Origin of the sequence: Microbacterium sp. NPDC089188, from assembly GCF_040685155.1 — a bacterium.
Taxonomy (GTDB): domain Bacteria; phylum Actinomycetota; class Actinomycetes; order Actinomycetales; family Microbacteriaceae; genus Microbacterium; species Microbacterium galbum.
On record NZ_JBFBHH010000003.1, the window covers coordinates 32348 to 54125 of the forward strand.

General features: G+C 70.8%; 18 protein-coding genes. 6 read left to right on the top strand and 12 right to left on the bottom strand.

Annotation, left to right across the window (positions count from 1 at the left end):
• Positions 1–43: 43 nt before the first annotated feature.
• Together AB0N80_RS10100 and AB0N80_RS10105 are read left to right on the top strand one after the other, a co-directional pair.
• Positions 44–928 (top strand): bifunctional methylenetetrahydrofolate dehydrogenase/methenyltetrahydrofolate cyclohydrolase, encoded by an 885-nt coding sequence (locus AB0N80_RS10100; protein WP_363578665.1) that lies wholly within the window; start codon positions 44–46, stop codon positions 926–928.
• A gap of 89 nt (positions 929–1017) precedes the next feature.
• Positions 1018–1500 carry a cytochrome C5 gene (locus tag AB0N80_RS10105; RefSeq protein WP_144829129.1) on the top strand — a complete coding sequence of 161 codons (483 nt, stop codon included), beginning with the start codon at positions 1018–1020 and terminating at the stop codon, positions 1498–1500.
• A 70-nt stretch (positions 1501–1570) separates the two neighbouring features.
• Here AB0N80_RS10105 and hxlA read toward each other — a convergent pair whose 3' ends face one another.
• The gene (gene hxlA / locus AB0N80_RS10110; RefSeq protein ID WP_315993409.1) at positions 1571–2194 is read right to left on the bottom strand and encodes a 3-hexulose-6-phosphate synthase; all 624 of its coding nucleotides are present in this window, start codon (positions 2192–2194) and stop codon (positions 1571–1573) included.
• A gap of 29 nt (positions 2195–2223) precedes the next feature.
• Entirely contained in the window at positions 2224–2796 is a 573-nt protein-coding gene (gene hxlB / locus AB0N80_RS10115) for a 6-phospho-3-hexuloisomerase (protein ID WP_363578666.1), read from the bottom strand.
• A gap of 102 nt (positions 2797–2898) precedes the next feature.
• On the opposite strand from hxlB, the gene AB0N80_RS10120 reads away from it, so the two are divergent.
• The gene (locus AB0N80_RS10120) at positions 2899–3738 is read left to right on the top strand and encodes a helix-turn-helix transcriptional regulator (RefSeq protein WP_315993407.1); all 840 of its coding nucleotides are present in this window, start codon (positions 2899–2901) and stop codon (positions 3736–3738) included.
• Here AB0N80_RS10120 and AB0N80_RS10125 read toward each other — a convergent pair.
• From AB0N80_RS10125 to AB0N80_RS10150, 6 genes are all read right to left on the bottom strand, one after another.
• Complete coding sequence (locus AB0N80_RS10125) at positions 3732–4532, bottom strand: HpcH/HpaI aldolase/citrate lyase family protein (RefSeq protein WP_315993406.1); 801 nt, start codon at positions 4530–4532, stop codon at positions 3732–3734. The two genes, AB0N80_RS10120 and AB0N80_RS10125, sit on opposite strands and share 7 nt — an antisense overlap.
• The gene (locus tag AB0N80_RS10130; RefSeq protein ID WP_363393253.1) at positions 4517–5302 is read right to left on the bottom strand and encodes a fumarylacetoacetate hydrolase family protein; all 786 of its coding nucleotides are present in this window, start codon (positions 5300–5302) and stop codon (positions 4517–4519) included. The genes AB0N80_RS10125 and AB0N80_RS10130 overlap by 16 nt, the downstream gene beginning before the upstream one ends.
• 250 nt (positions 5303–5552) lie before the next feature.
• On the bottom strand, positions 5553–6701 hold the full coding sequence (gene hpaD, locus AB0N80_RS10135; RefSeq protein ID WP_363578667.1) for a 3,4-dihydroxyphenylacetate 2,3-dioxygenase: 1149 nt from the start codon (positions 6699–6701) through the stop codon (positions 5553–5555).
• A 71-nt stretch (positions 6702–6772) separates the two neighbouring features.
• On the bottom strand, positions 6773–8293 hold the full coding sequence (gene hpaE / locus AB0N80_RS10140; protein ID WP_315993403.1) for a 5-carboxymethyl-2-hydroxymuconate semialdehyde dehydrogenase: 1521 nt from the start codon (positions 8291–8293) through the stop codon (positions 6773–6775).
• A 73-nt stretch (positions 8294–8366) separates the two neighbouring features.
• Positions 8367–9053: a GntR family transcriptional regulator gene (locus AB0N80_RS10145; protein WP_363578668.1), complete on the bottom strand. Its 687-nt coding sequence runs from the start codon at positions 9051–9053 to the stop codon at positions 8367–8369.
• Complete coding sequence (locus AB0N80_RS10150) at positions 9050–10702, bottom strand: fumarylacetoacetate hydrolase family protein (protein WP_363578669.1); 1653 nt, start codon at positions 10700–10702, stop codon at positions 9050–9052. Before AB0N80_RS10150 ends, AB0N80_RS10145 begins: the two co-directional genes overlap by 4 nt.
• Before the next feature lie 118 nt (positions 10703–10820).
• On the opposite strand from AB0N80_RS10150, the gene AB0N80_RS10155 reads away from it, so the two are divergent.
• Positions 10821–12203, top strand: a complete 1383-nt coding sequence (locus AB0N80_RS10155) for an MFS transporter (protein WP_363578670.1) — start codon at positions 10821–10823, stop codon at positions 12201–12203.
• A gap of 255 nt (positions 12204–12458) precedes the next feature.
• Here the strand turns inward: AB0N80_RS10155 and AB0N80_RS10160 are convergent, their stop codons facing one another.
• From AB0N80_RS10160 to AB0N80_RS10175, 4 genes are all read right to left on the bottom strand, one after another.
• Entirely contained in the window at positions 12459–13226 is a 768-nt protein-coding gene (locus AB0N80_RS10160) for a hypothetical protein (protein ID WP_363578671.1), read from the bottom strand.
• A 668-nt stretch (positions 13227–13894) separates the two neighbouring features.
• A complete protein-coding gene (locus AB0N80_RS10165) occupies positions 13895–15364 on the bottom strand; it encodes an FAD-linked oxidase C-terminal domain-containing protein (RefSeq protein WP_363578672.1) in 1470 nt (489 codons plus the stop codon).
• Positions 15361–17013, bottom strand: coding sequence for a thiamine pyrophosphate-binding protein (locus AB0N80_RS10170; RefSeq protein ID WP_363578673.1), 1653 nt, complete (start codon positions 17011–17013; stop codon positions 15361–15363). The genes AB0N80_RS10165 and AB0N80_RS10170 overlap by 4 nt, the downstream gene beginning before the upstream one ends.
• Before the next feature lie 314 nt (positions 17014–17327).
• Positions 17328–18032 carry a helix-turn-helix domain-containing protein gene (locus AB0N80_RS10175; protein WP_315993396.1) on the bottom strand — a complete coding sequence of 235 codons (705 nt, stop codon included), beginning with the start codon at positions 18030–18032 and terminating at the stop codon, positions 17328–17330.
• A gap of 96 nt (positions 18033–18128) precedes the next feature.
• On the opposite strand from AB0N80_RS10175, the gene AB0N80_RS10180 reads away from it, so the two are divergent.
• Positions 18129–19964 (top strand): FAD-dependent monooxygenase, encoded by a 1836-nt coding sequence (locus AB0N80_RS10180; protein ID WP_315993395.1) that lies wholly within the window; start codon positions 18129–18131, stop codon positions 19962–19964.
• A gap of 255 nt (positions 19965–20219) precedes the next feature.
• Positions 20220–21692 carry an NAD-dependent succinate-semialdehyde dehydrogenase gene (locus AB0N80_RS10185; RefSeq protein ID WP_363578674.1) on the top strand — a complete coding sequence of 491 codons (1473 nt, stop codon included), beginning with the start codon at positions 20220–20222 and terminating at the stop codon, positions 21690–21692.
• Positions 21693–21778: the final 86 nt, after the last annotated feature.

The window sequence follows — 21778 nt, forward strand, 5'->3', positions numbered from 1 at the left end:
GCACCACTTCATGACACGAATGACACACAGAACGAGGGATGCCATGACGGCGACGATTCTCGACGGTAAGGCCGCGTCGGCGGCGATCAAGGCCGAGCTCACCGAGCGGGTCGCGGCACTCCGCGAACGCGGCGTCGTGCCGGGCATCGCCACGGTGCTCGTGGGCGCGGACCCCGCTTCGCAGCTGTACGTCGGCATGAAGCACAAGCAGTCCGAGGCTATCGGCATGAACTCGATCCAGGTCGAGCTGCCCGCCGAGGCCACGCAGGAGGAGGTCGAGGCCGTCATCGACCGGCTCAACGCCGACCCCGCCTGCCACGGCTACATCGTGCAGCTGCCGCTGCCGAAGCACATCGACACCGACGCGATCCTCGAGCGCATCGATCCGGCGAAGGATGCCGACGGCCTGCATCCCACGAACCTCGGTCGTCTGGTGCTCAACGTCAACGCGCCGATCCACACGCCCCTGCCGTGCACGCCGCGCGGGGTCATCGAGCTGCTGCTGCGCAACGACTACGACCTGAAGGGCAAAGAGGTCGTCGTCGTCGGCCGCGGCGTCACGATCGGCCGCTCGATCGGGCTGCTGCTGACCCGCCGCGAGATCAACGCGACCGTGACCCTCACCCACACCGGCACCGCCGACCTCGCCACGCATCTGCGTCAGGCCGACGTGATCGTCGCCGCGGCGGGCGTGAAGCACATCGTGCGCGCGGAGGACGTCAAGCCGGGAGCTGCCGTCCTCGACGTGGGCGTCACGCGCGAGACCGACCCCGAGACCGGGAAGTCCCGCGTGTACGGCGACGTGCACCCCGACGTGGCCGAGGTCGCCGGGTTCGTCTCGCCGAACCCGGGCGGGGTCGGACCGATGACCGTGGCCCTGCTGATGACCAACGTGGTCGAGGCGGCCGAGCGGGCGGCATCCGTCTGAGGTGAACCGCGCGCAAGCGCGGGTTGAACAGCCGTCGCGGCGCGCGCAAGGTGTTCACACCGGGGAGCCGGACGTGGGATCGTTGATTCATGACTGAGTCCGTGCTGAACGACCTCCTCCGCCGCGTCACCGAGAGCGGCCTGCTCGACGACGCCCAGATCGACGAAGACAGCGTCATCGGGTCGGGACACCTGGATGCCGCCGGCGTCGAGGTGGAGGTCGACCTCGACCCCGAGATCGACGAGGAAGATGCCCCCGACCTCGACGCGATCATGAGCAACCTCAAGGACGTGCTCTCGGTCGGCGAGGAGCGCTGGCGTGCGATCGTCGAAGAGGTCGCGAGCGACATCGAAGACGCCCTCGACGACGACGAGCTCGATGCCGACGTCGACCTGCGCACCGACCTCGAGGCGATCGGCGTGGGCGTCTTCGCCGACGCGATCATCGTGGTCTTCGCCGGTCAGACCTCGTTCCCCGACGCTCTCGTGCACGTGCAGCTCACGCCCGAGCTCGAGGTCGAAGACATCGAGATCGTCGGCGACGACGACGAAGACGACGAAGACGAGGACTGACCCTCGACACCACGAAGGGCCGGACGAGCGATCGTCCGGCCCTTCGTCGTTCTCGGGATGCGGTCGGCGCTCAGACGATCGCGGCGCGCAGTTCGGCGGCGGCGGCGCCCACATCGGGGGCGCTGTAGATGGCGCTGCCGGCGACGGCGACCTGGGCGCCCGACTTCTGCACGTCGGCGATGCTCGACGCGTTGACGCCTCCGGCGACCGAGAACGGCACGCCCGAGGCTTCTCCGTCGCGCAGCAGCGTGGCGAAGGTGAAGCCCTCTTCGGCCTGCTCGTCGAGGCCGGCGTGCATCTCGACGAACTCGACGCCGAGGGCGATGACCTCCTTGGCGCGGGCCGGCTTGTCGGCGACCCCGATGAGGTCGACGACGACGCCCTTGCCGTGCTTCTTGGCGGCGGTGACGGCTCCGACGATCGTGCTGTCGCCGGCGCTGCCGAGCACCGTCACGAGGTCGGCTCCGGCGCCGAAGGCGATGTCGGCCTCGAGCTCGCCGGCATCCATCGTCTTCAGATCGGCGAAGACGATCTTGTCGGGGTGCGCCTTCTTGATGGCGGTGATGGCCGAGAGGCCCTCGCTCTTGATGAGCGGGGTGCCGAGCTCGAGGATGTCGACGTGCGGCGCCGCGGCGGCGGCGAGGTCGAGGGCGGCCTCGGTGGTGAGGGTGTCCATGGCGAACTGCAGCTTCATTCGGGGGTCCTGACTGTCGGGGTGGAGGGTCATTCGAGGTTCGCGTGGCGGGGCCACAGGTCGTCGGCCGAGAGGCCCGAGCGCTGCCAGAGCGCGTCGAAGACCGCATCGCCGACGAGGACGACGGCCTGCTCGAACAGACCGCCGGCGTATTGGGTGGAGGCCGTGCCCGAGCGATCGAGCTTCGTCGCGGCGGGCACCACGACGAGGGCGTCCGCCGCTCGCCCGAGGGGCGAGTCGGGCGCGGTGGTGATCGCCACGACGCGCGCGCCGACCTCGGTGGCCGTCTCGACGGCGCGGACGATGCCGGTCGTCGTCCCCGAGCCGCTGGCGGTGAGGAGCACGTCGCCGGCGCGGATCGCGGGGGCGGTGGTCTCGCCGACGACGTGCACGGCGAGGCCGAGGTGCATGAGGCGCATCGCCGTCATCTGCAGCGCGAGGCCCGAGCGCCCGGCGCCGAGGACGAAGACGCGGTCGGCGCCGCCCAGCACCTCGAGCACGTCGTCCGCGCCGTCGCCGGTGGCGAGGCTGTCGACGACCGAGGTCAGCTCGCCCGAGATGCGGGTGAGGGATGCCGCGATGCCGGCGTCGGGGGAGGTCATGTGTCCATGCTTCGCCGGGGGAGCGGAGCGCGAGGCCGGTCGACGGCAGAGGTCGACCTACCCGATCGGGTAGGTTTGGCTCCGTCGGCTAGGTTTGGGCGGGTGAAGTCGTCCGCCGAGTTGTCGTCTCCCGCGTCCCGCGCCCTCGTCATCGAGCACGAACGCGTCGTCGCCGAGCAGGCCGACCGCCACGCCGTGACGCTCGAATCGGTGCTGGCGATCCTGCGGTCCACGCGTCTCGACGACCGGGCCGCGCGCGCCCTCGCCGTGGAGACCGCGGCCGCCGCCCTCGTCGTGCTGCGGACCTCCACCGATCAGCAGCGCAGCGCCCTGCTCGAGCCCGTCACCGGGGCCTTCGCCCGGTTGCGCACCGACCTCCGTCCGCTCGTCCGGCACGGCGACCTCGACGTGCAGTTCGTCGAGCCTCCGGCGACCGGGCGCGCCTTGCCGGGTGAAGTCGCGCACGAGGCCCGGGCGATCGTCCGCAGCGCCGTGCTCGCCCTACTCGACCGGGGCACTCCACACCGCGTGCGCATCCAATGGGACTGCGACGGGCTGAACCTGCTCATCGGCATCCGCGACGACGGAGCGGGCACCCTCACCGCTCACGACGACTCGCTGGGACCGATCGTCGAGCGGGTCAGCGCGCTCAACGGCGCGTTCGACGTCGCCTCGACTCCCGGGTGGGGGTCGGAGCTGTCGGTCGTGCTGCCGCTCGATCCGCCCCCGCGCCCCGACTTCCTCGACGAGGCGGTCGACCTCAGCCCCCGCGAGAGCGAGGTGCTCAGCCTGGTCGTCGCGGGCTCACGCAATCGCGCGATCGCCGAACGCCTCGGCATCAGCGAGAACACCGCGAAGTTCCACGTGTCGAACCTGCTGCGCAAAGCCGGCGTCTCCACGCGGGCCGAGCTCGCGGCCCTCGGGACGGCGCGCGCTCAGTAGCTGTCGCGCTGCTCCGCGCGGGCGGTGACGAACCGCGCCGCCAGCGCCTCGGACGCGCGGGCCAGCAGAGCGACGTCGGCGCCGACCGCGACGAAATCCGCTCCGGCGTCGAGGTAGGCCTCGGCCACCGCGGGATCGAAAGCGTTCACGCCGACCGGGGTCCCGGCATCCGCCGCTGCGGCGAACACGCGATGCACCGCCGCCACGACATCGGGATGCGACTGCTGCCCGAGCAGGCCCATCGAGGCCGAGAGGTCGCTGGGGCCGACGAAGACGGCATCCACCCCCTCGACCGCGGCGATCGCAGCCGCGTTGTCGACTCCCGTCGTCGTCTCGATCTGCACCGTGAGCGAGACGTGCTGGGCGGCCTCGGTGAGGTAGCCGTCGACGCGGTTCCAGCGGGCGCTGCGGGCGAGGGCGCTGCCGACACCGCGCACGCCCTGCGGCGGGTACCGCGTGGCGGCGACTGCGGCGCGGGCTTCGTCGGCGGTCGAGACCATCGGCACGATGATGTTCTGCGCACCCAGGTCGAGCACCCGCTTGATGGTCACGGGGTCGTTCCACGGCACGCGCACGACCGGCGTGACCGGATACGCCGCGGCCACCTGCAGCTGGGTCAGCACCGACTCGAGCGAGGTCGCCGAGTGCTCCATGTCGAGCAGCAGCCAGTCGAGGCCCGAGCCGGCGGCGACCTCGGTAATCGTGGCGTTGCCCGAACACACCCACATGCCCGCGAGGGAGCGATCGGATGCCGCGAGGGCGGCGCGGAAGGTCGGGGTCAGACGAAGCGGCACGAGATCGTTCCCATCGGTCCGTAATCGCACAGCACGTCGTCGCCCTGCGACACCCACATCGGGCGCGTGAACGATCCTGCCAGGATGATCTCGCCCGCCTCCAGGCGCGCGCCGTGCTGGTGGAACTTGTTCGCCAGCCACGCCACACCGGTCGCCGGGTGGCCGAGGACGCCTGCGGCGACGCCGGTCTCTTCGATCTCGCCGTTGCGGCTGAGCACGCCCGGGACCCACCGCAGGTCGATCTCGTCGGGGCGCTTGTGCACGTCGCCGAGCACCATCGCCCCGTAGGCGGCGTTGTCGCTGATCGTGTCGACGATCGTGCGGCCCTCGAGCTCGATGTGCGAGTTGAGCACCTCGAGCGCGGGCACGGCGTAGTCGATCGCGGCGAGGGCGTCGTCGAGCGTGCAGTCGGGGCCCTCGAGCGGGGTCTTCAGAACGAACGCGAGTTCGACCTCGATGCGCACGTTCGAGAACAGGGCGACCGGGATCTCGTCTCCCGAGCGGTAGACCGTGTCGTCGAACATCACGCCGTAGTCGGGCTCGGTGATGCCCGTCGCCTGCTGCATCGCCTTCGAGGTCAAGCCGATCTTTCGCCCGACGAGGGTGCGTCCCGCGGCGATCTGCGTATCGCGCCAGCGGCCCTGGATCGCGTAGGAGTCTTCGACCACGGCATCCGGATACCTCGCCGTGATCCGCGGTATCACCGCGTGCGTGCGGTCGGCCTCGGCGAGCTCGGCCGCGATGGCGTCGATCTGTGCGTCGGTGAGCATGGGGTCTCCTTGGTCGGTCTCACGAACCTCGTCCCACTTCTGGTGGAGCGTGTCCCACTTCTGGCTGGTTGAGGGGTGCCCAACCAGCCAGAAGTGGGACATGGACGGGCTGGACGAGCTGCGGCTGTGCGCGCGTCCCACTTTTGGTGGAGCGTGTCCCGAATTCGGCTGGTTGAGGGGCGCCCAACCAGCCATAAGTGGGACATCGGTGGGCGGGCGCCGGCGCTGGCAGGGCTGGCGCGGCGGCGGGTCAGAGCTGGTTGCCCAGCTTGAACTCGCCGGCACCGACCTCTTCGGGCGCGCGGGTGTAGCTGAAGCCGTCGGCGCCGATGGTCACGGTCATCTCGCTCGAGTCGGTGCGCGCGCGCACCGGCTGCGGGGTGCCGTCGAGGTCGAGCACGAGCGAGCCCTCGGTGTACCACGACGGCACGACGGGGTTGCCCCACCAGTCGCGGCGCTGGTTGTCGTGCACGTCCCACGTGATGACCGGGTTGTCGGGGTCGCCGGTGTAGTAGTCCTGCGTGTAGATCTCGACGCGGTGGCCGTCGGGGTCGCGCAGGTACAGGTAGAACGCGTTCGAGACGCCGTGGCGGCCGGGACCGCGCTCGATGGCATCCGATCGGCGCAGGGCGCCGAGCTTGTCGCAGATGGCGAGGATGTTGTGCTTCTCGTGCGTGGCGAAGCACACGTGGTGCATGCGAGGTCCGTCGCCGCCGGTCATGGCGGTGTCGTGCACGGTGGGCTTGCGGCGCATCCAGGCCGCGTAGACGACGCCCTCCTCGTCCTGGATGTCCTCGGTCACGCGGAAGCCGAGCGACTGCATGAAGTTCACCGCGCGCGGCACGTCGGGGGTGATCTGGTTGAAGTGGTCGAGGCGCACGAGCTCGCCGGGGGAATAGAGGTCGTAGCGCCAGGACAGGCGCTCCTGGTGCTCGGTGTCGAAGAAGAACTCGTACGGGAAGCCGAGGGGATCGACCACGCGCACCGAGTCGCCGATGCCCTTGGTGAACCCGTTCGGCTCGCGGCGCACCTCGCAGCCGAGCTCCTCGTAGAACGCGACGGCCTTGTCGAGGTCGTCGGCGCTGCGCACGCGGTACGAGAAGGCGGCGACGGCCGCGACCGGACCCTGACGCAGCACCAGGTTGTGGTGGATGAACTCCTCGGTCGAGCGGAGGTAGATCGCCTCGTCGTTCTCCTCGGTGATGTGCAGGCCCAGGATGTCGACGTAGAAGACACGGGATGCCGCGAGGTCGGTCACCACGAGCTCCATGTACGCGCAGCGCAGGATGTCGGGCGCCGGTGAGGTGGGCGTGGGGATGGGGTTGTCCGACTGGATCGGTGCCTCTTCGGTCACCCAGAACCCGGAGGAGGTCTTCTGTTCTTCGGTGTGCTTTGCCATGGGGTCGCGTCCTTGCGTGGAGTGTTCTGCGGGTCGGGGGTGGCTTCGACGGGCTCAGCCACCGGTGGGGCTCAGTGCGCCTGCGCCTTGCCGAACGTGGGGTTGTGCGCGGGGCCGAGCGTGATGTGCACGGCCTGCTGGTCGGTGTAGAAGTCGATCGAGCGGTAGCCGCCCTCGTGCCCGAGGCCCGAGGCCTTCACGCCGCCGAACGGGGTGCGGAGGTCGCGGACGTTGTTGGAGTTCAGCCACACCATCCCGGCCTCGACGTTCTGCGCGAAGAGGTGGGCGCGCTTCAGATCGTTCGTCCAGACGTAGGCGGCCAGGCCGTACTTCGTGTTGTTCGCGAGGGCGAGTGCCTCTTCGTCGGTGTCGAAGGGGGTGATCGCCACGACGGGGCCGAAGATCTCCTCCTGGAAGATCCGCGCCTCGGGGGAGACGTCGGCGAACACCGTGGGGCGGACGAAGTTTCCCTCCGGGAACTCCTCGGGACGGCCGCCGCCGGCGACCAGGCGCCCCTCGGTCTTGCCGAGCTCGACGTACGACATGACCTTGGCGTAGTGCTCGGGGTGCACGAGCGCGCCGACCTCGGTCGCGGGGTCGTCGGGGAGCCCGACCTTCACGCGATCGGCCTGGGCCGCGTACCGCTCGACGAAGGCGTCGTACACGTCGCGCTGCACGAGGATGCGGCTGCCCGCGGTGCAGCGCTCGCCGTTGAGGGAGAACACCCCGAAGATGGTCGCGTCGATCGCGGCATCCAGGTCGGCATCCGCGAAGACGATCGCGGGGCTCTTGCCGCCCAACTCCATCGACAGGCCCTTCAGGAAGGGCGCCGCATTGGCGAAGATGAGCTGCCCGGTGCTGCTCTCGCCCGTGAAGGAGATGAGCGGAACATCGGGGTGCTTCACCAGCGCGTCACCGGCGTCTTCGCCGAGGCCGTTGACGAGGTTGAACACGCCCTCGGGCAGGCCCGCCTCCTCGAAGATCCCCGCCCACAGGGATGCCGAGAGGGGCGTGAACTCCGCGGGCTTGAGCACCACCGTGTTGCCGGTGGCGAGCGCCGGTCCCAGCTTCCAGGACTCGAGCATGAAGGGCGTGTTCCACGGCGTGATGAGGCCGGCGACGCCGATCGGCTTGCGGTTGACGTAGTTGAGCTGACGGCCGGGCACCTTGAAGGCGTCGTCGGTCTGCGCCACGATCAGGTCGGCGAAGAAGCGGAAGTTCTCGGCCGCGCGGCGGGCCTGACCGAGGGCCTGCGTGATCGGGAGCCCCGAGTCGAACGACTCCAGCTCCGCGAGGCGCTCGTCGCGCGACTCGACGATGTCGGCGATGCGGTGGAGCACCCGCGAGCGCTCGCGCGGCAGCATCCGGGGCCAGGGGCCCTCCGTGAACGCCTTCCGGGCGGCGGCGACCGCGAGGTCGATATCGGCCTTCTTGCCCGCGGCTGCCCGCAGGTAGGTCTGGTTCGTCACCGGGTCGAGCACGTCGAACGTGTCGCCGTCGACGGAGTCGACGAACGATCCGCCGATGTAGTGCTGGATGTGCTCGGGCAGGTCGGCCGGGGTCCGGCGTGTGGTGGTGAGCGGGGTGGTCATGGCTGCTCCTTTGTGGGAGGGGTGGATGCCGGCGGCCGGCGATCCGCGACGGCGATGTCGGGTGGGCGGAACGTCAGAAAGCGGGAAGGCCGAGCACCTCATCGGGGTGCTCGTGGATCATGTAGGCATCGAGGGTGGCCGAGCGGTGGCGGCGCGAGACCTTCTCGATCTCGGCGAGCGGGGCGCCGTTCTCGATGAGGACGAGGATGTTCTCGTGCTCGCGCACCGATTCGGCGGCGCGGCCGGGGACGAAGCTGAACGTCGAGTCGCGCAGGTGCCCGAGGCGGGCCCATTCGGCCTGGACGAGTTCGAGCATGCGGGGGTTGGCGCACTTCTCGAAGAGGATCGCGTGGAACTCCTGGTTCAGCGCGGTGAAGGCGCGCGGGTCGAAGTGCTCGAGCGTCTCGACCATGAGGTCATTGACGGAACGCGCGCGCCGCACGTCGTCGGCGGTGAGTGCGCGCGCCGACAGGGCTGTCGCGGCTCCCTCGAGCAGGCTGAGCGCCTGCATGCTGAACCGGTAGGCGGTGTCGTCGACCATCGACACGCGCGCGCCGACGTTGCGCTCGAACATCACGAGTCCCTCGGCCTCGAGCTGGCGGATGGCCTCGCGCACCGGGACGACGCTCATGTCGAGCTCGCCCGCGATCGTGCCGAGCACGAGCCGGTAGCCCGGAGAGAATTCCTGCGACGCGATGCGCTGCTTGATCCAGTGGTAGGCCTGCTGCGACTTGCTCCTGCTCCCGGTGACCTCGCTCATCGGGTGGCCTCGCTCTCGTAGCGGGCGCGCCATTCGGCGTTCATCGGGAACAGTCCCTCGATCGGGTGACCGGATGCCACCTGCTCGGCGATCCACGCATCTTCGGTCTCTTGCGCGAGCGCGGCGTCGACCACCTCCTCGGCGATCGCGGGCGGGATCACGATCACGCCGTCGCCGTCGCCGACGAGGATGTCGCCCGGCTCGACCGTGGTGCCGCCGCAGCCGACGGCGACGTCGGTCTCCCACGGCACGTGACGACGCCCGAGGACGGCCGGGTGCGGGCCGGCGGTGAAGACGGGGATGCCGACAGCGGCGACGGCCTCGGCATCCCGCACTCCGCCGTCGGTGACGATCGCGGCGGCTCCCCGCGCGTGGGCGCGGATCGCGAGGATGTCGCCGAGCGTGCCGGAGCCGGTCTCGCCGCGGGCCTCGATGACGATGACCTCGCCCTCGCCGACCGCGTCGAACGCCCGCTTCTGCGCGTTCTGCCCGCCGCCGTGGGAGGCGAAGAGGTCCTCGCGGTGGGGGACGAAGCGCAGCGTACGGGCGGTGCCGACGAAGCGGCTACCGGGAGTGAGGGCGTGCACGCCGTCGATGGTGACGTCGTTGAGGCCGCGCTTGCGCAGCTGTCCGCTGAGGGCGGCGACCGGGACGCGCTCGAGCTTGCCGCGGAGCGTGGGGGAGAGGCGCGGGGCCGCGGCATCCGTCATCGGAACAGGGGATGCGACGGGAACAGGCTGATCCGCTGGATCTCCGCCTGTTCTGGTGACATCGCCTGTTTCGGGCGCGGCGTGGGGCGTCGCGGCATCCGTCACGAGAACAGGGGATGCGACGGGAACAGGCTGATCCGTCGGGTTTTCGCCTGTTGCGGTGACATCGCCTGTTCTCGAGGCGGCGGTGGCGGCCGCTTCGGCCGAGCCCCAGGCTTCGACGCGCTGCGTCTCGTCGATCGCGGGCACGGATCCGATCGCGGGATCGAAGGGCTGGGCGCCCGGGACCACCGTCGTGCGGAGTCTGCCGGTCGTCAGGGAGCCGGCATCCACCTGCACCTCCACCACATCGCCGGGGACGACGACCGACGAGCCGGCCGGCGTGCCGGTGAGGATGACGTCGCCGGTTTCGAGGGTGAAGTGCTGCGAAAGGTCGGCGACGATCTGGGCGAGCGGGAAGATGAGGCCCGCCGTCGAGTCGTCCTGCACGAGGTCGCCGTTCACCCAGGTGCGCAGGCGCAGGGCGGCGGGGTCGATGTCGCGGGCGTCGATGAGCGCCGGGCCGATCGGCGTGTAGCCGTCGCCGCCCTTGGAGCGGACGTTCGAGCCCTTGTCGTTCGCACGGAGGTCGTACAGGCCGAAGTCGTTCGCGGCGGTGACGGATGCTACGTGCGACCACGCGGCATCCGGGGTCACCCACCGCGCGGGCTCGCCGATGACGAGCGCGATCTCCCCCTCGAAGGCGAGGAGTTCGGTGCCGGCCGGGCGGACGGTCTCGGCGCCGGACGCGGCGAGCGAGCTCGACGGCTTGAAGAAGTACGACGGGGCGGCGGGGCGGCGTCCGCGCTGATCGGCGCGCGAGGCGTAGGAGAGGTGGACGGCCACGATCTTGCCGGGGCGCGCACCGAGGGCGGTGAACCGGGGGTCGGTGTCGGTCATGGATGCTCCCTTGCGTCGTATTCGAAATCGTATACGATGTTGCCCACCCCAGCAAGACCACGCCTCGTCGCCGACGACGACGTCCGGGGGTCTGACGATGACGTCTCGAAGGAGTTCCATGTCCCGCTCGCAATCGCCGGGGTTCACCCCCACCGGCACCATCTCCACGTCCACGGACCGCCGCCGGGTGGTCTTCGCCACGGTCGTCGGCACCACCGTCGAGTGGTACGACTTCTTCCTGTACGCCTCGGCTGCCGGTCTCGTGTTCGGTCAGCTGTTCTTCGCGCCCGCCGGCCCCGGGATCGCGCAGATCCTGTCATTCCTCACGGTGGGTCTGAGCTTCCTGTTCCGTCCGCTCGGTGCCTTCCTCGCCGGGCACCTCGGCGACAAATACGGTCGTCGCGTCGTGCTCATGCTGACGCTCATCATGATGGGCGCCTCGACCACGCTCATCGGCGTGCTGCCGACCTATGAGGTCATCGGCGTCGCCGCCCCCGTGCTGCTCATCCTCCTGCGCGTGCTGCAGGGCATCTCGGCCGGTGGCGAGTGGGGTGGCGCAGTGCTCATGGCCGTCGAGCATGCGCCGAAGACCAAGCGCAGCCTCTTCGGCGCTTCGCCGCAGCTCGGCGTGCCCCTCGGTCTGCTGCTCGCGAGCGGCATGCTCGCGCTCATGGCGCTGATCGCCCCGGGTGACGCCTTCCTCGCGTGGGGCTGGCGCGTGCCGTTCCTGCTGTCGTTCGTGCTGATCCTGGTCGGCTACTACGTGCGCAAGAAGGTCGAGGAGAGCCCGGTGTTCGTCGAGCTCTCCGAGCGCAAGGAGCAGACCCGGATGCCGATCGTGCAGCTGTTCCGCAAGCACTCGCTGCTCGTGATCATCGCCGCGTTCGTCTTCGCCGGCAACAACGCCGTGGGCTACATGACCACCGGCGGCTACATCCAGCGCTACGCGACCAACCCCGACGGCCCTCTGGGGCTCGCGACCGCCGACGTGCTCGGCGCCGTGACGCTCTCGGCCGTGACGTGGCTGATCTTCACGTGGCTCGGCGGGTGGCTCGGCGACAAGATCGGGCGCCGCAACACCTACATCATCGGCTGGATCTCGATGCTCGTCGCGATCGTGGCGCTGTTCCCGCTGGTCAACTCCGGCAGCATCGTGCTGCTGGCGGTCGGCCTCATGCTGCTCACCGTCGGCCTCGGCCTGACCTACGGCCCCCAGGCGGCGCTGTACGCCGAGCTGTTCCCGGCATCCATCCGCTTCTCGGGGGTGTCGATCGCCTACGCCGTCGGCGCGATCCTGGGCGGCGCCTTCGCCCCGACGATCGCGACGGCGCTCGTCGACGCGACGGGAACGACCGTGTCGGTCACGGTGTACCTGGCGATCATGGCCGTGCTCGGTCTCGTCGCGACGCTGCTGCTGCGCGACCGCAGCGGCATCCCGTTGGGTCCTGATCACGAGGCCGAGCAGGAGGTGAGCCCGATCCGCGGGCTGTCGAAGGTCTGAACCGATCGAACGGCCCTGTCGCGCTCCGGCGCGGTGGGCCGTTCCGTGGGTGCTGCCACTCGAGCGCGCGGGCTCGCCCGTTCTCAGCGAGGCGAGGCCCGTTTGCCCGAGATGGTGGGTGTTGCGCGAGCGACCGGCCGTCCGCGGCACGTGAGCGCGGAGGCTGCCGGCTGATTTGCCTGAGATGGTCGATGTTGCTCGGACGGCCGACCATTCGAGGCGAACGAATGCGTGGGCTACCGACGCCGGTGCGGGTCAACCGGGGCGCACTCCACCGGAGAGCGCCCCGCGCACCCTCGCCACGAGCTCCTCGCGGTGCTGCGCGAGGTCGGACGCGGTCACGCGGATGATGCGCCATTCGAGGTCGGCGAGCATCTCGTAGCGCCGTATGTCGCGTGCCCACTGTCGTGGGTCGGTGAGGTGTTGCTCACCCTCGTACTCGATGCCGACCTTGCGGTCGGGATAGGCGAGGTCGACGAGCGCCACCACTTTCCCCTCGACGACCACGGGATGGTTCAGAGACGGTTCGGGCAGACCCGCGGCCACGAGCACGAGTCTGGTCTCGGTCTCTTTCCTCGACCGCGAGCGTGTGCGAGTCAGGGAGAGCGCTTCGCGCAGCGCCGTGGCGCCCCGTCGGCGACCTGCCTCGAGCGAGGCCGCGAGCTCGGCGATCGTCGCGAGCGCGGGCGGGTCACCCCTGCGCATGGGCTCGCGAACGAAGGCGTCGCCCAGCGCGACGAGGTCGTCCCGGCACAACATGGCGCCCATCATGGCCCAGGTCGTCGCGGGGCTCGTCACCCGCAGCCCGCTCACGGGTTCGGTGCGGACGCTGCCTATCCCCTCCGAGATGGAGGTGCCGCGCACTCCCCGCGCCCTGCTCGCGCGCGAAGGCAGGAACACTCCGACGTCGAGGGGACGCTCGACGAGCCGGTTCCCGTCGCGGTGGTGGAAGACCGACGCGGGCAGCGGCGCGCCCCACGCCACTGCTGCGGCGACCAGGCAGAAGAACTCGCACTCTCGCATCCGTGCAACGTAGGCGGCTGATCGATGCCGAACGGATGCCTCCAACGCGTCGTCCGGCGGGGCTGAACGCGTCCGCACTCCGGAGAAGGGAGAGGAGAGGTCCGCAGCCCGAAGTCGTCGCCGTGACACTCCCAGCTGCGTTGCCGCGCCGACCGAGAAGGCCTCGGGCAGCTCGGCGGGCAGGGGTGCAGCTCTCACTCCCGAAACATCGCACAGAGCGCATGGCCCGCGGCGCGGCATCCGCGATCTGTGGACAACCGCCCATTCGTTCGACCGGGGGCGCCGCGGCCCGCTTCTTCGTTCGCCTCAGATTGTCGGTCGCCCTGGTTCAGCGTCGGTCCTGCGCTGCAATCGGGTAATACGTGCCTACGGTTGCTCAACTCTTGTCGGCGCCATTTGCGGTCGGGCCTGTCCACGACGAGCGCACGATCCTCGCCTCGGGTGGTTCGGCTCGCCTCTCGCCGAGCGCCTGGCCGTGTGCGTCAGGTGAGCGTCGGTGGTTGAGCGCCGTTTGCCGCGGTTTGTCGCTCACACGGTCGTGGTGCGGCCGTCTGCGTCAGGTGAGCGTCGGTGGCTGAGCGTCGTTTGCCGCGGTTTGTCGCTCATACGGTCGTGATGCGGCCGTCTGCGGCAAGGGAGGAGAGGGAGAGGCGGCCCGACGCCCGGGCTCAGATCGCCCGCCCCGGTGTCAGGATGCCGCGCGGGTCCAGCGCGGCCTTGATCGCCCGCTGCACGTCGAGAGCCACGGCATCCTGCTGCCAGGGGAGTTCGTGGCGTTTGACCGACCCGATGCCGTGCTCGCCCGAGATGGTGCCGCCGAGCGAGAGCGCGAGGCGCGTGATGTCGTCGATCACGAGCTCGGCCGCGGCGTACTCGTCGGGGGTGTCGCCCGCTTCGACCGTGGGGTGGAGATTGCCGTCACCCGCGTGCGCGACCACGGCGATGCGTCGGCCGTGGCGCTCGGCCAGCTCACCGATGCCGCGGAACACGGTCGCGAGCTGCGCGACCGGCACGCCGACGTCGCACGAGACGCGCAATCCCTGCGCGGTGAGCGCGGGGTTCGCCAGGCGGCGGGCCTCGAGCAGGCTGTCGGAATCGCTGATCTCGGTCTCGACCGCGCCGTGCGTCCGGCAGATCTCCACGATGGCCTCCGCGGTCTCGGGCGCGGCGAGTCCCACGGTCTGGCCGACGAGCATCGCGGCGACGGGGGAGGGGAGGCCGCTCGGGTGGAACGCCTCGATGATCTCGACGCTGCGCGCATCGATCAGCTCGAGCACTTCGGGGGCGGCCGGTCCCGAGACGATCGCGGTGACCGCGCGTCCGGCATCCTCGATGTCGTCGAAGCTCGCCCGGAAGGTACGCGGCTGCCCCGGCGGCACGGGCTTGAGGCGCACGGTTGCCGCGGTGATCACTCCGAGGGTGCCCTCGGAGCCGGTGAACAAGCTCGCGAGGTCGTAGCCGGTGGTGTTCTTGCGCGTGCGGGCGCCGGTGCGCAGGACACGGCCGTCGGCGAGCACCACCTCGAGGGCGGCCACGACGTCCGTGGTCACGCCGTGCGCGACGCAGCGCAGGCCGCCGGCGTTCGTGGCGATGTTGCCGCCGATCGTCGACCACTGCGCACTCGCCGGGTCGGGCGGGAAGAACAGGCCGTGGGCCAGGGCTGCGGCATCCAGGTCCGCGGTGATCACCCCCGCCTCGACGTCGGCGAGACGGTTGTCGACGTCGATGTCGACGATGCGGGTCATCGCCTCGAGCGAGACGACCAGGCCGCCGGCGTACGCCACGGCCCCGCCGGAGAGCCCGGTGCCCGCTCCGCGGACGGAGACCCGGATGCCGCGGGCGTGCGCCCACGCGAGAGCCGTCGACACGTCGCCGGTCGAGGTCGCCCGCACGACGGCGAGGGGCAGCCCCTCGGGTTGCGCGCGCGAACTGTCGCCGGCGTAGGCGGCGAGGCTGTCCGCGTCGGTGAGGAGGCGGTCGCCGAGGGCGGTGCGGAGGTCGCCGAGGGTGTCGGTCGGGGTGTCCGCGGCGGACGCGGTCGAGGCGTCGTGCCCTACGCCGGCAGCACCCGTGGGCCTGTGTCCGGCGGCGCCCGCGAAGCCCGGTACGGGACCGGCCCCCGCCGCGGACTCGTTCACGAGTTCACCTTGATGATCTCGCGCTGGTACGGCGCGATGACGGCGCCGCTGATGCGCAGGTCGAGCAGCAGGAACGGCCGCTCGGCGGGGTCGCGGCGGGTCCACTCCGCCAGCGCCTCGAGATCGGCGACCTCGCGTACCACCACGCCCTCGGCGCCGAAGCCGCGGGCGACCGCGGCGAAGTCGACCTCGGGGATGAGCATCGGCTCGCGGGCGAGGCCCTTCAGGCCGTAGAGGTTGATCTCGGCGCCGTAGGCAGCGTCGTTCCACACCACCCCGATGCCGTGGCCGGCGGCCGTGCGCACGGCGCTCTCGAGGTCGGCGATCGCCATGAGGCCACCGCCGTCGCCGGTGGTGAGAACGACCGTCGCGTCGGGGCGGGCGGCGATCGCTCCCGCGACCGAGGGGAAGCCGAGGCCGATCGACTGGTACGCGGTGCCGACCATTATCACGCGGTCGGGGGAGGCGACGGGCCAGTACATGTTCGACCAGCCGAGGAAGTGTCCGCCGTCCGAGACGACGACACGGTCCTCGGGCAGCAGCTCACCGATCCGTGCGGCGGCGGAGCGGGGGTCGAGTCGGCCATCCGGCGCGAGGCCCTCGCCCGCCTCCTGCTCGCGCAGCGGGGCGACGTCGACGCGATCGCGCCAGCCCGACGACATCGCGCCGCGGGAGCGCAGGCGGCTGGTGATCTCCTCGGCCGCCACCGCGGCATCCGCCCGCACGAATCCCCCCACCTGGGCGTGGGTCGCGGTGGTCGCCACGTCGACCTGGAAGACATCGGTGCCCGGGGCGAAGAGCTCGCCGAAGCGCATCGTGAACTGGTTGAGCCCCGCGCCGAAGACCACGGCGACGTCGGCTTCGCGCACGAGTTCCATCGCTCCCGCGGCGCCGAATCCGCCCGTGACGCCGAGGTCGTGCTCGGACGCGGGGAAGATGCCCCGGCCGAGGGCGGTGGATGCCGTGATCGCCCCGGTCGTCTCGGCGAGGCGCCCGAGCGCGGGGCCGGCGTCGGCGAGCCAGGCTCCGCGGCCGGCGAGCAGGAACGGGCGCTCGGCTCCGGCGAGGGCATCGGCGATGCGGTCGAGCGCGGCACTCGCCGAGGGGCCCTGCGGGGCCAGGGGAGCGGGGATCGTCACGGTCCCGGCATCCGTCAGCTCTCCGGCCTCGCGGGTGACCACGTCGTAGGGGATCGCCAGCACCACGGGGACGCGATACGTCAGCGCGTGCTCGAGCGCGATGAGCACGGTGGCCGAGGCGTCGCGGTCGCCGACGGTGTAGGTGCGCACGCCCACGGCCGAGGCGAGCGCGACCTGGTCGACGCCCCACGGGCGCGGGCCCGAGGTGGGCTCGTCGCCGACCACGAGCAGCAGGGGGATGCGCGCCTGCGCCGACTCGGCCAGAGCGGTCAGGGTGTTGGTGAAGCCGGCGCCGTAGGTGGCGGTGGCGGCGGCGATGCGACCCGACGCGCGATAGTGCGCGTCGGCGGCGACGACCCCGCCGGCCTCGTGCCGCATCGCGGTGAAGACGGCATCGGTGTGCCGGTGCAGGGCGTCGAGGAAGTACGCATTGCCGTTGCCCATCACGCCGAAGACGTGGTCGAGGTGGCGGCCGAGGGTGTGGGCGACGTGCGCGGAGACGATGGGCATGCGGAAGCCTTTCGCGAAACAGGAACGGGAATGAGCCGTATGTGTCTCGCGCGGGTCTCGCGCTACGTGCCCCTTTTTCGAGCAGCGACGCACGACCTCGTGCGCCTGACGGGAGCGATCATATACGATCGCTCGGGCCCCGTGGGGTCCGCGGGGCGCGTGACCGAGGCTGCCGCCCTCGGAGACGAGACCGCTCGTCGCCGACACGCCCGTGCGGGCTGATGCGGGCTCGTCAGCAGGATGCCGTCCCGGCGGATCCCGGGCGCGGGCTCCGGACGAAGAACCCGGGCGGCGCACCGCGTGCGGGACCCGACCTACAGCGCTCCCCGGATCGCGGATGCCGCGGCCCCGAGCCGCGCGGCGATCGCCGCCTCGTCGAGGTCGGTCGCCACGTGCACCGCGGCGATCGCCGCGGGCTCCCGCCCCTGCACCTGCAGGGGGACCGCCACGGCGTGCAGCGACGGGATCACCTCGTCATGACTCGTCGCCCAGCCGCGCTCCGCGGCATCCGCCACCTCCGACGCCAGCCGCGCATCGACCTCGTCGGGCCAGCGGCGCGGCGGGAGCTGCGCGAGGATCGCGCGCCCGGGGGCACCCCGGGTGACCGGATGCCGCGACCCGGGCCGCTGCGCCACCGCCGTCACCGTGTGCCGGGGTTCGACGCTCGCGAGGGTCACGCACTCGTCGTGATCGAGCACCACGAGGAAGCACGTCATGCCGAGATCGTTGGCGGCCGCGGTGAGTTCGGGCAGGGCCTCGGCCTGCAGGTCGGCGGCGACCCCGGCGGCCAGCGCCGCCAGGCCCGTCCCCAGGCGCACGGCCCCCGCGGAATCCCGGCTCACCAGACCGTGGTCCTCGAGCGTCCGCAGCAATCGATACGCGACGGAGCGATGCAGGTCGACGCGGGCTGCGAGGTCGTCGATCGACAGCGGTGTCCGCGCATCGGCGAGCTCTTCGAGCAGGCGGATGCCGCGGCTCAGCGTCTGCGAGGCGGGAGCGGCGTCTTGCCGTGGCGGCATCGGTCGGTTAGCCTCTCGTTCGATAGCGGAACGTTGCGTTCGAATATAGAACAGTGACGAGGGTGCCGCAACCCGACATCGACGTCAGGAGAAACGATGCAGTTCCACCACCACGGCTACGTCTCTGGCGATCCGCGCGTGCAGAATGCCGCAGGCACCGGCGTCGACCGCCCCGCGGCGGTGCCCGACGAGGTCGACGTGCTCATCGTGGGCTCGGGCCCCGCGGGGATGCTGCTCGCGGCGCAGCTGTCGCAGTTCCCCCAGATCACCACGCGCCTCATCGAGAAACGCGATGGTCGTCTCGCGCTCGGTCAGGCCGACGGCATCCAACCCCGCAGCGTCGAGACCTTCCAGGCCTTCGGCTTCGCCGACCGCATCACCGCCGAGGCGTACAACATCGGCTGGATGAATTTCTGGGCGCCCGACCCCGAGAACCCCGACCGCATCGTGCGGACGACGCGCACCGAGGACTACGGCCTGAAGATCAGCGAGTTCCCGCATCTCATCGTCAATCAGGCGCGCGTGCTCGACTACTTCGCCGAGGCGGCCGCGCAGGGTCCCGCGCGGATCGTGCCCGACTACGGCGTGGAGTTCCGCGGTCTGACGGTCGTCGACGACGGCGTCGAGGTGCGCGTGGCGGATGCCGCGGGCGAGCGGACCGTCCGCGCGCGGTACGTCGTGGGGTGCGACGGAGCGCGCAGTGGCGTGCGTCAGGCGATCGGCCGCACTCATGTCGGAGCCGCCGCCCGTCACGCGTGGGGAGTGATGGACGTTCTCGTCGAGACCGACTTCCCCGACTGGCGCATCAAGTGCGCGATCAACGCCGCGGCGGGGAACATCCTGCACATCCCGCGCGAGGGCGGCTATCTCAGCCGCATGTACATCGACCTCGGCGAGGTCGCGGCCGACGACGACCACCGCGTGCGTCAGACTCCGATCGAGGAGGTCATCCGGCGGGCCAACGAGATCCTGCACCCGTACTCGATCGACGTGAAGCAGGTCGCGTGGCACAGCGTGTACGAGGTGGGGCACCGGGTGACCGACCGGTTCGTCGACGACCTCGACGCCCCGCGTGTCTTCCTCGCCGGCGATGCCTGCCACACCCACAGCGCCAAGGCGGGCCAGGGCATGAACGTGTCGATGCAGGACGGGTTCAACCTCGGCTGGAAGCTCGGTCACGTGCTGACCGGCCTGGCTCCCGCCGATCTGCTGCGCACCTACGACGACGAGCGGCGCCCGGTGGCCCAGCAGCTCATCGACTTCGACCGGGAGTGGTCATCGCTCATGGCGCGCAAGCCCGGCGAGATCACCGACCCCGCGGAGCTGTCGACCTACTACCTGGCCACGGCCGAGTTCCCCTCGGGATTCATGACGCAGTACGCCCCCTCGGCGATCACCTCCGACGCGCCCGCTCAGGACCTGGCATCCGGATTCCCGGTCGGCAAGCGCTTCAAGAGCGTCGAGGTCGTGCGGGTGTGCGACGGCAACGCCGTGCACCTCGGCCATCACGCGAAGGCCGATGGCCGGTGGCGCGTGTATGCCTTCGCGGATGCCGACGGCTCGGCCCTGCGCGCCTGGGCCGAAGCCGCGCAGGAGATCGTCGAGCGGTTCACGCCCGCAGGGGCCGACCTCGACGCGGTGTTCGACGTGAAGGCGGTGTTCCCCGGCCGATGGGAGGACGTGGTCGACGCGCCCGCGCTCTTCCGCCCGCGCTCGGGGCCGCTGGGCCTGACCGATCTCGAGAAGGTCTTCGCCGCCGCACCGTCGGCCTGGACGACCGCCGACATCTTCGCGGAGCGCGGCATCGGCCCGGAGGGGGCGGTGGTGCTCGTGCGCCCCGACCAGTACGTGGCGCATGTGCTGCCGCTGACCGACCCGGCCGGCCTCGAGCGCTTCCTCGCCGGGGCGATGGCGGAGCCGACGGCGGGTTGACCCTGTGAACGCTCCCCCGAGCCAGAAACGCGGTGACATGGCGTTCCTCCCGGTGCGGAGCGTTCACACGCGCAGGGTGAGTGGAGCGACCCGGGAGGAGACGCTCGGGCGGAGTGCCGCGGCATGCGCCGGTTCGCTCCCTCCGCGTGTCCACCGAGGCCACCGCGTCATCCGGTTTGTACACGACGTATATCGGCACCGCTTCGCGGGCTGACGAGAATGGGCGGGACACCCCGCCCCGATCCAGGAGGATTCATGACCGATTCGCGCGAGAGCGAACTGCTGGCATCCGTACCCACCGGCCTCTTGATCAACGGGGAGTGGCGCACAGCCGAGGCCGGCAAGACCGTGGCGGTGAACGATCCCGCCACCGGTGACGTCCTGCTCGAGATCGCCGACGCGTCCATCGACGACGGCGTCGCGGCGATGGATGCCGCGGCCGAGGCGTTCCCGTCGTGGGCGGCCACTCCGTCGCGTGAGCGTGCCGAGATCCTCCGCCGGGCGTTCGACCTGCTGCAGGAGCGCAAGGAGGACATCGCCCTGCTCATGACGCTCGAGATGGGCAAGCCGCTCGCCGAAGCGCGCGGCGAGGTCGGCTACGGCGGGGAGTTCCTCCGCTGGTTCAGCGAGGTCACCGCCCACACCCAGGGCCGCTACGGTGCGAATCCCGAGGGCACGGGTCGCATGATCGTCTCGCAGCACCCCGTGGGTCCCTGCTACCTCATCACCCCCTGGAACTTCCCCCTCGCGATGGCCACCCGCAAGATCGCCCCCGCGCTCGCCGCCGGCTGCACGGTCGTCATCAAGCCGGCCACCCTCACGCCGCTGACGACGCTCTTCTTCGCGCAGATCCTGCAGGATGCCGGGCTCCCCGCCGGCGTCGTGAACGTCGTCACCACCACGAACACCGGCCCCGTGTCGGAACGCATCATCTCCGACCCCCGCCTGCGCAAGCTCTCGTTCACCGGCTCGACCCCGGTCGGCGTGAAGCTGCTGCAGCAAGCAGCCCCGGGCGTGCTCCGCACCTCGATGGAGCTCGGCGGCAACGCCCCCTTCGTCGTGTTCGACGACGCCGACATGGACAAGGCCGTCGAGGGTGCGATGCTCGCGAAGTTCCGCAACATCGGCCAGGCCTGCACCGCCGCCAACCGCTTCATCGTGCAGCGCAGCGTCGTCGAGGAGTTCACCCGACGCGTCACCGACCGCGTCCAGGGCATGAAGATCGGTCGCGGCACCGAGGAGGGCGTGCAGATCGGGCCCCTGATCGACGACCGCGCCGTCGACAAGGCCAAGACGCTGGTGGGGGATGCCGTCGAGCGCGGCGCGACCGTCACCGTCGGTGGTTCGCCCATCGACGGCCCCGGCACGTTCTTCGAGCCGACCGTCGTGTCCGACGTGAAGCCGGGCAGCGACATCCTCCGGGAGGAGATCTTCGGGCCGGTGCTCGCGATCATCCCCTTCGACGACGAGGACGACGCCGTGCGCCTCGCGAACGACACCGAGTACGGTCTCGTCTCGTACGTCTTCACCGAGTCGCTCTCGCGCGGTCAGCGCATGATCGACAAGCTCGAGACCGGGATGATGGGCCTGAACGTCGGCGTCGTCTCCAACGCCGCCGCTCCCTTCGGCGGCTGGAAGCAGTCGGGCCTCGGCCGCGAGGGCGGCGACGAGGGCATCCACGAGTACCTGCAGACGAAGTACACGCTGACGGCGAACCCCTACGCGTAACACGTTCCGATGCCACGATCCCGGCGCGCCGCGAGGGCCCGGGGTCGTGGCATCCGTCGATCCGCCCTTGCGCACGAGTCGCCAAA

What these genes read in the sequence shown, in the direction of transcription:
- AB0N80_RS10100 (WP_363578665.1), top strand. Translation starts at nt 44, where the DNA reads ATGACGGCGACGATTCTCGACGGTAAGGCCGCGTCGGCGGCGATCAAG.
- AB0N80_RS10105 (WP_144829129.1), top strand. Translation starts at nt 1,018, where the DNA reads ATGACTGAGTCCGTGCTGAACGACCTCCTCCGCCGCGTCACCGAGAGC.
- hxlA (WP_315993409.1), bottom strand. Translation starts at nt 2,194, where the DNA reads ATGAAGCTGCAGTTCGCCATGGACACCCTCACCACCGAGGCCGCCCTC.
- hxlB (WP_363578666.1), bottom strand. Translation starts at nt 2,796, where the DNA reads ATGACCTCCCCCGACGCCGGCATCGCGGCATCCCTCACCCGCATCTCG.
- AB0N80_RS10130 (WP_363393253.1), bottom strand. Translation starts at nt 5,302, where the DNA reads ATGCTCACCGACGCACAGATCGACGCCATCGCGGCCGAGCTCGCCGAG.
- hpaD (WP_363578667.1), bottom strand. Translation starts at nt 6,701, where the DNA reads ATGGCAAAGCACACCGAAGAACAGAAGACCTCCTCCGGGTTCTGGGTG.
- hpaE (WP_315993403.1), bottom strand. Translation starts at nt 8,293, where the DNA reads ATGACCACCCCGCTCACCACCACACGCCGGACCCCGGCCGACCTGCCC.
- AB0N80_RS10145 (WP_363578668.1), bottom strand. Translation starts at nt 9,053, where the DNA reads ATGAGCGAGGTCACCGGGAGCAGGAGCAAGTCGCAGCAGGCCTACCAC.
- AB0N80_RS10150 (WP_363578669.1), bottom strand. Translation starts at nt 10,702, where the DNA reads ATGACCGACACCGACCCCCGGTTCACCGCCCTCGGTGCGCGCCCCGGC.
- AB0N80_RS10155 (WP_363578670.1), top strand. Translation starts at nt 10,821, where the DNA reads ATGTCCCGCTCGCAATCGCCGGGGTTCACCCCCACCGGCACCATCTCC.
- AB0N80_RS10160 (WP_363578671.1), bottom strand. Translation starts at nt 13,226, where the DNA reads ATGCGAGAGTGCGAGTTCTTCTGCCTGGTCGCCGCAGCAGTGGCGTGG.
- AB0N80_RS10170 (WP_363578673.1), bottom strand. Translation starts at nt 17,013, where the DNA reads ATGCCCATCGTCTCCGCGCACGTCGCCCACACCCTCGGCCGCCACCTC.
- AB0N80_RS10175 (WP_315993396.1), bottom strand. Translation starts at nt 18,032, where the DNA reads ATGCCGCCACGGCAAGACGCCGCTCCCGCCTCGCAGACGCTGAGCCGC.
- AB0N80_RS10180 (WP_315993395.1), top strand. Translation starts at nt 18,129, where the DNA reads ATGCAGTTCCACCACCACGGCTACGTCTCTGGCGATCCGCGCGTGCAG.
- AB0N80_RS10185 (WP_363578674.1), top strand. Translation starts at nt 20,220, where the DNA reads ATGACCGATTCGCGCGAGAGCGAACTGCTGGCATCCGTACCCACCGGC.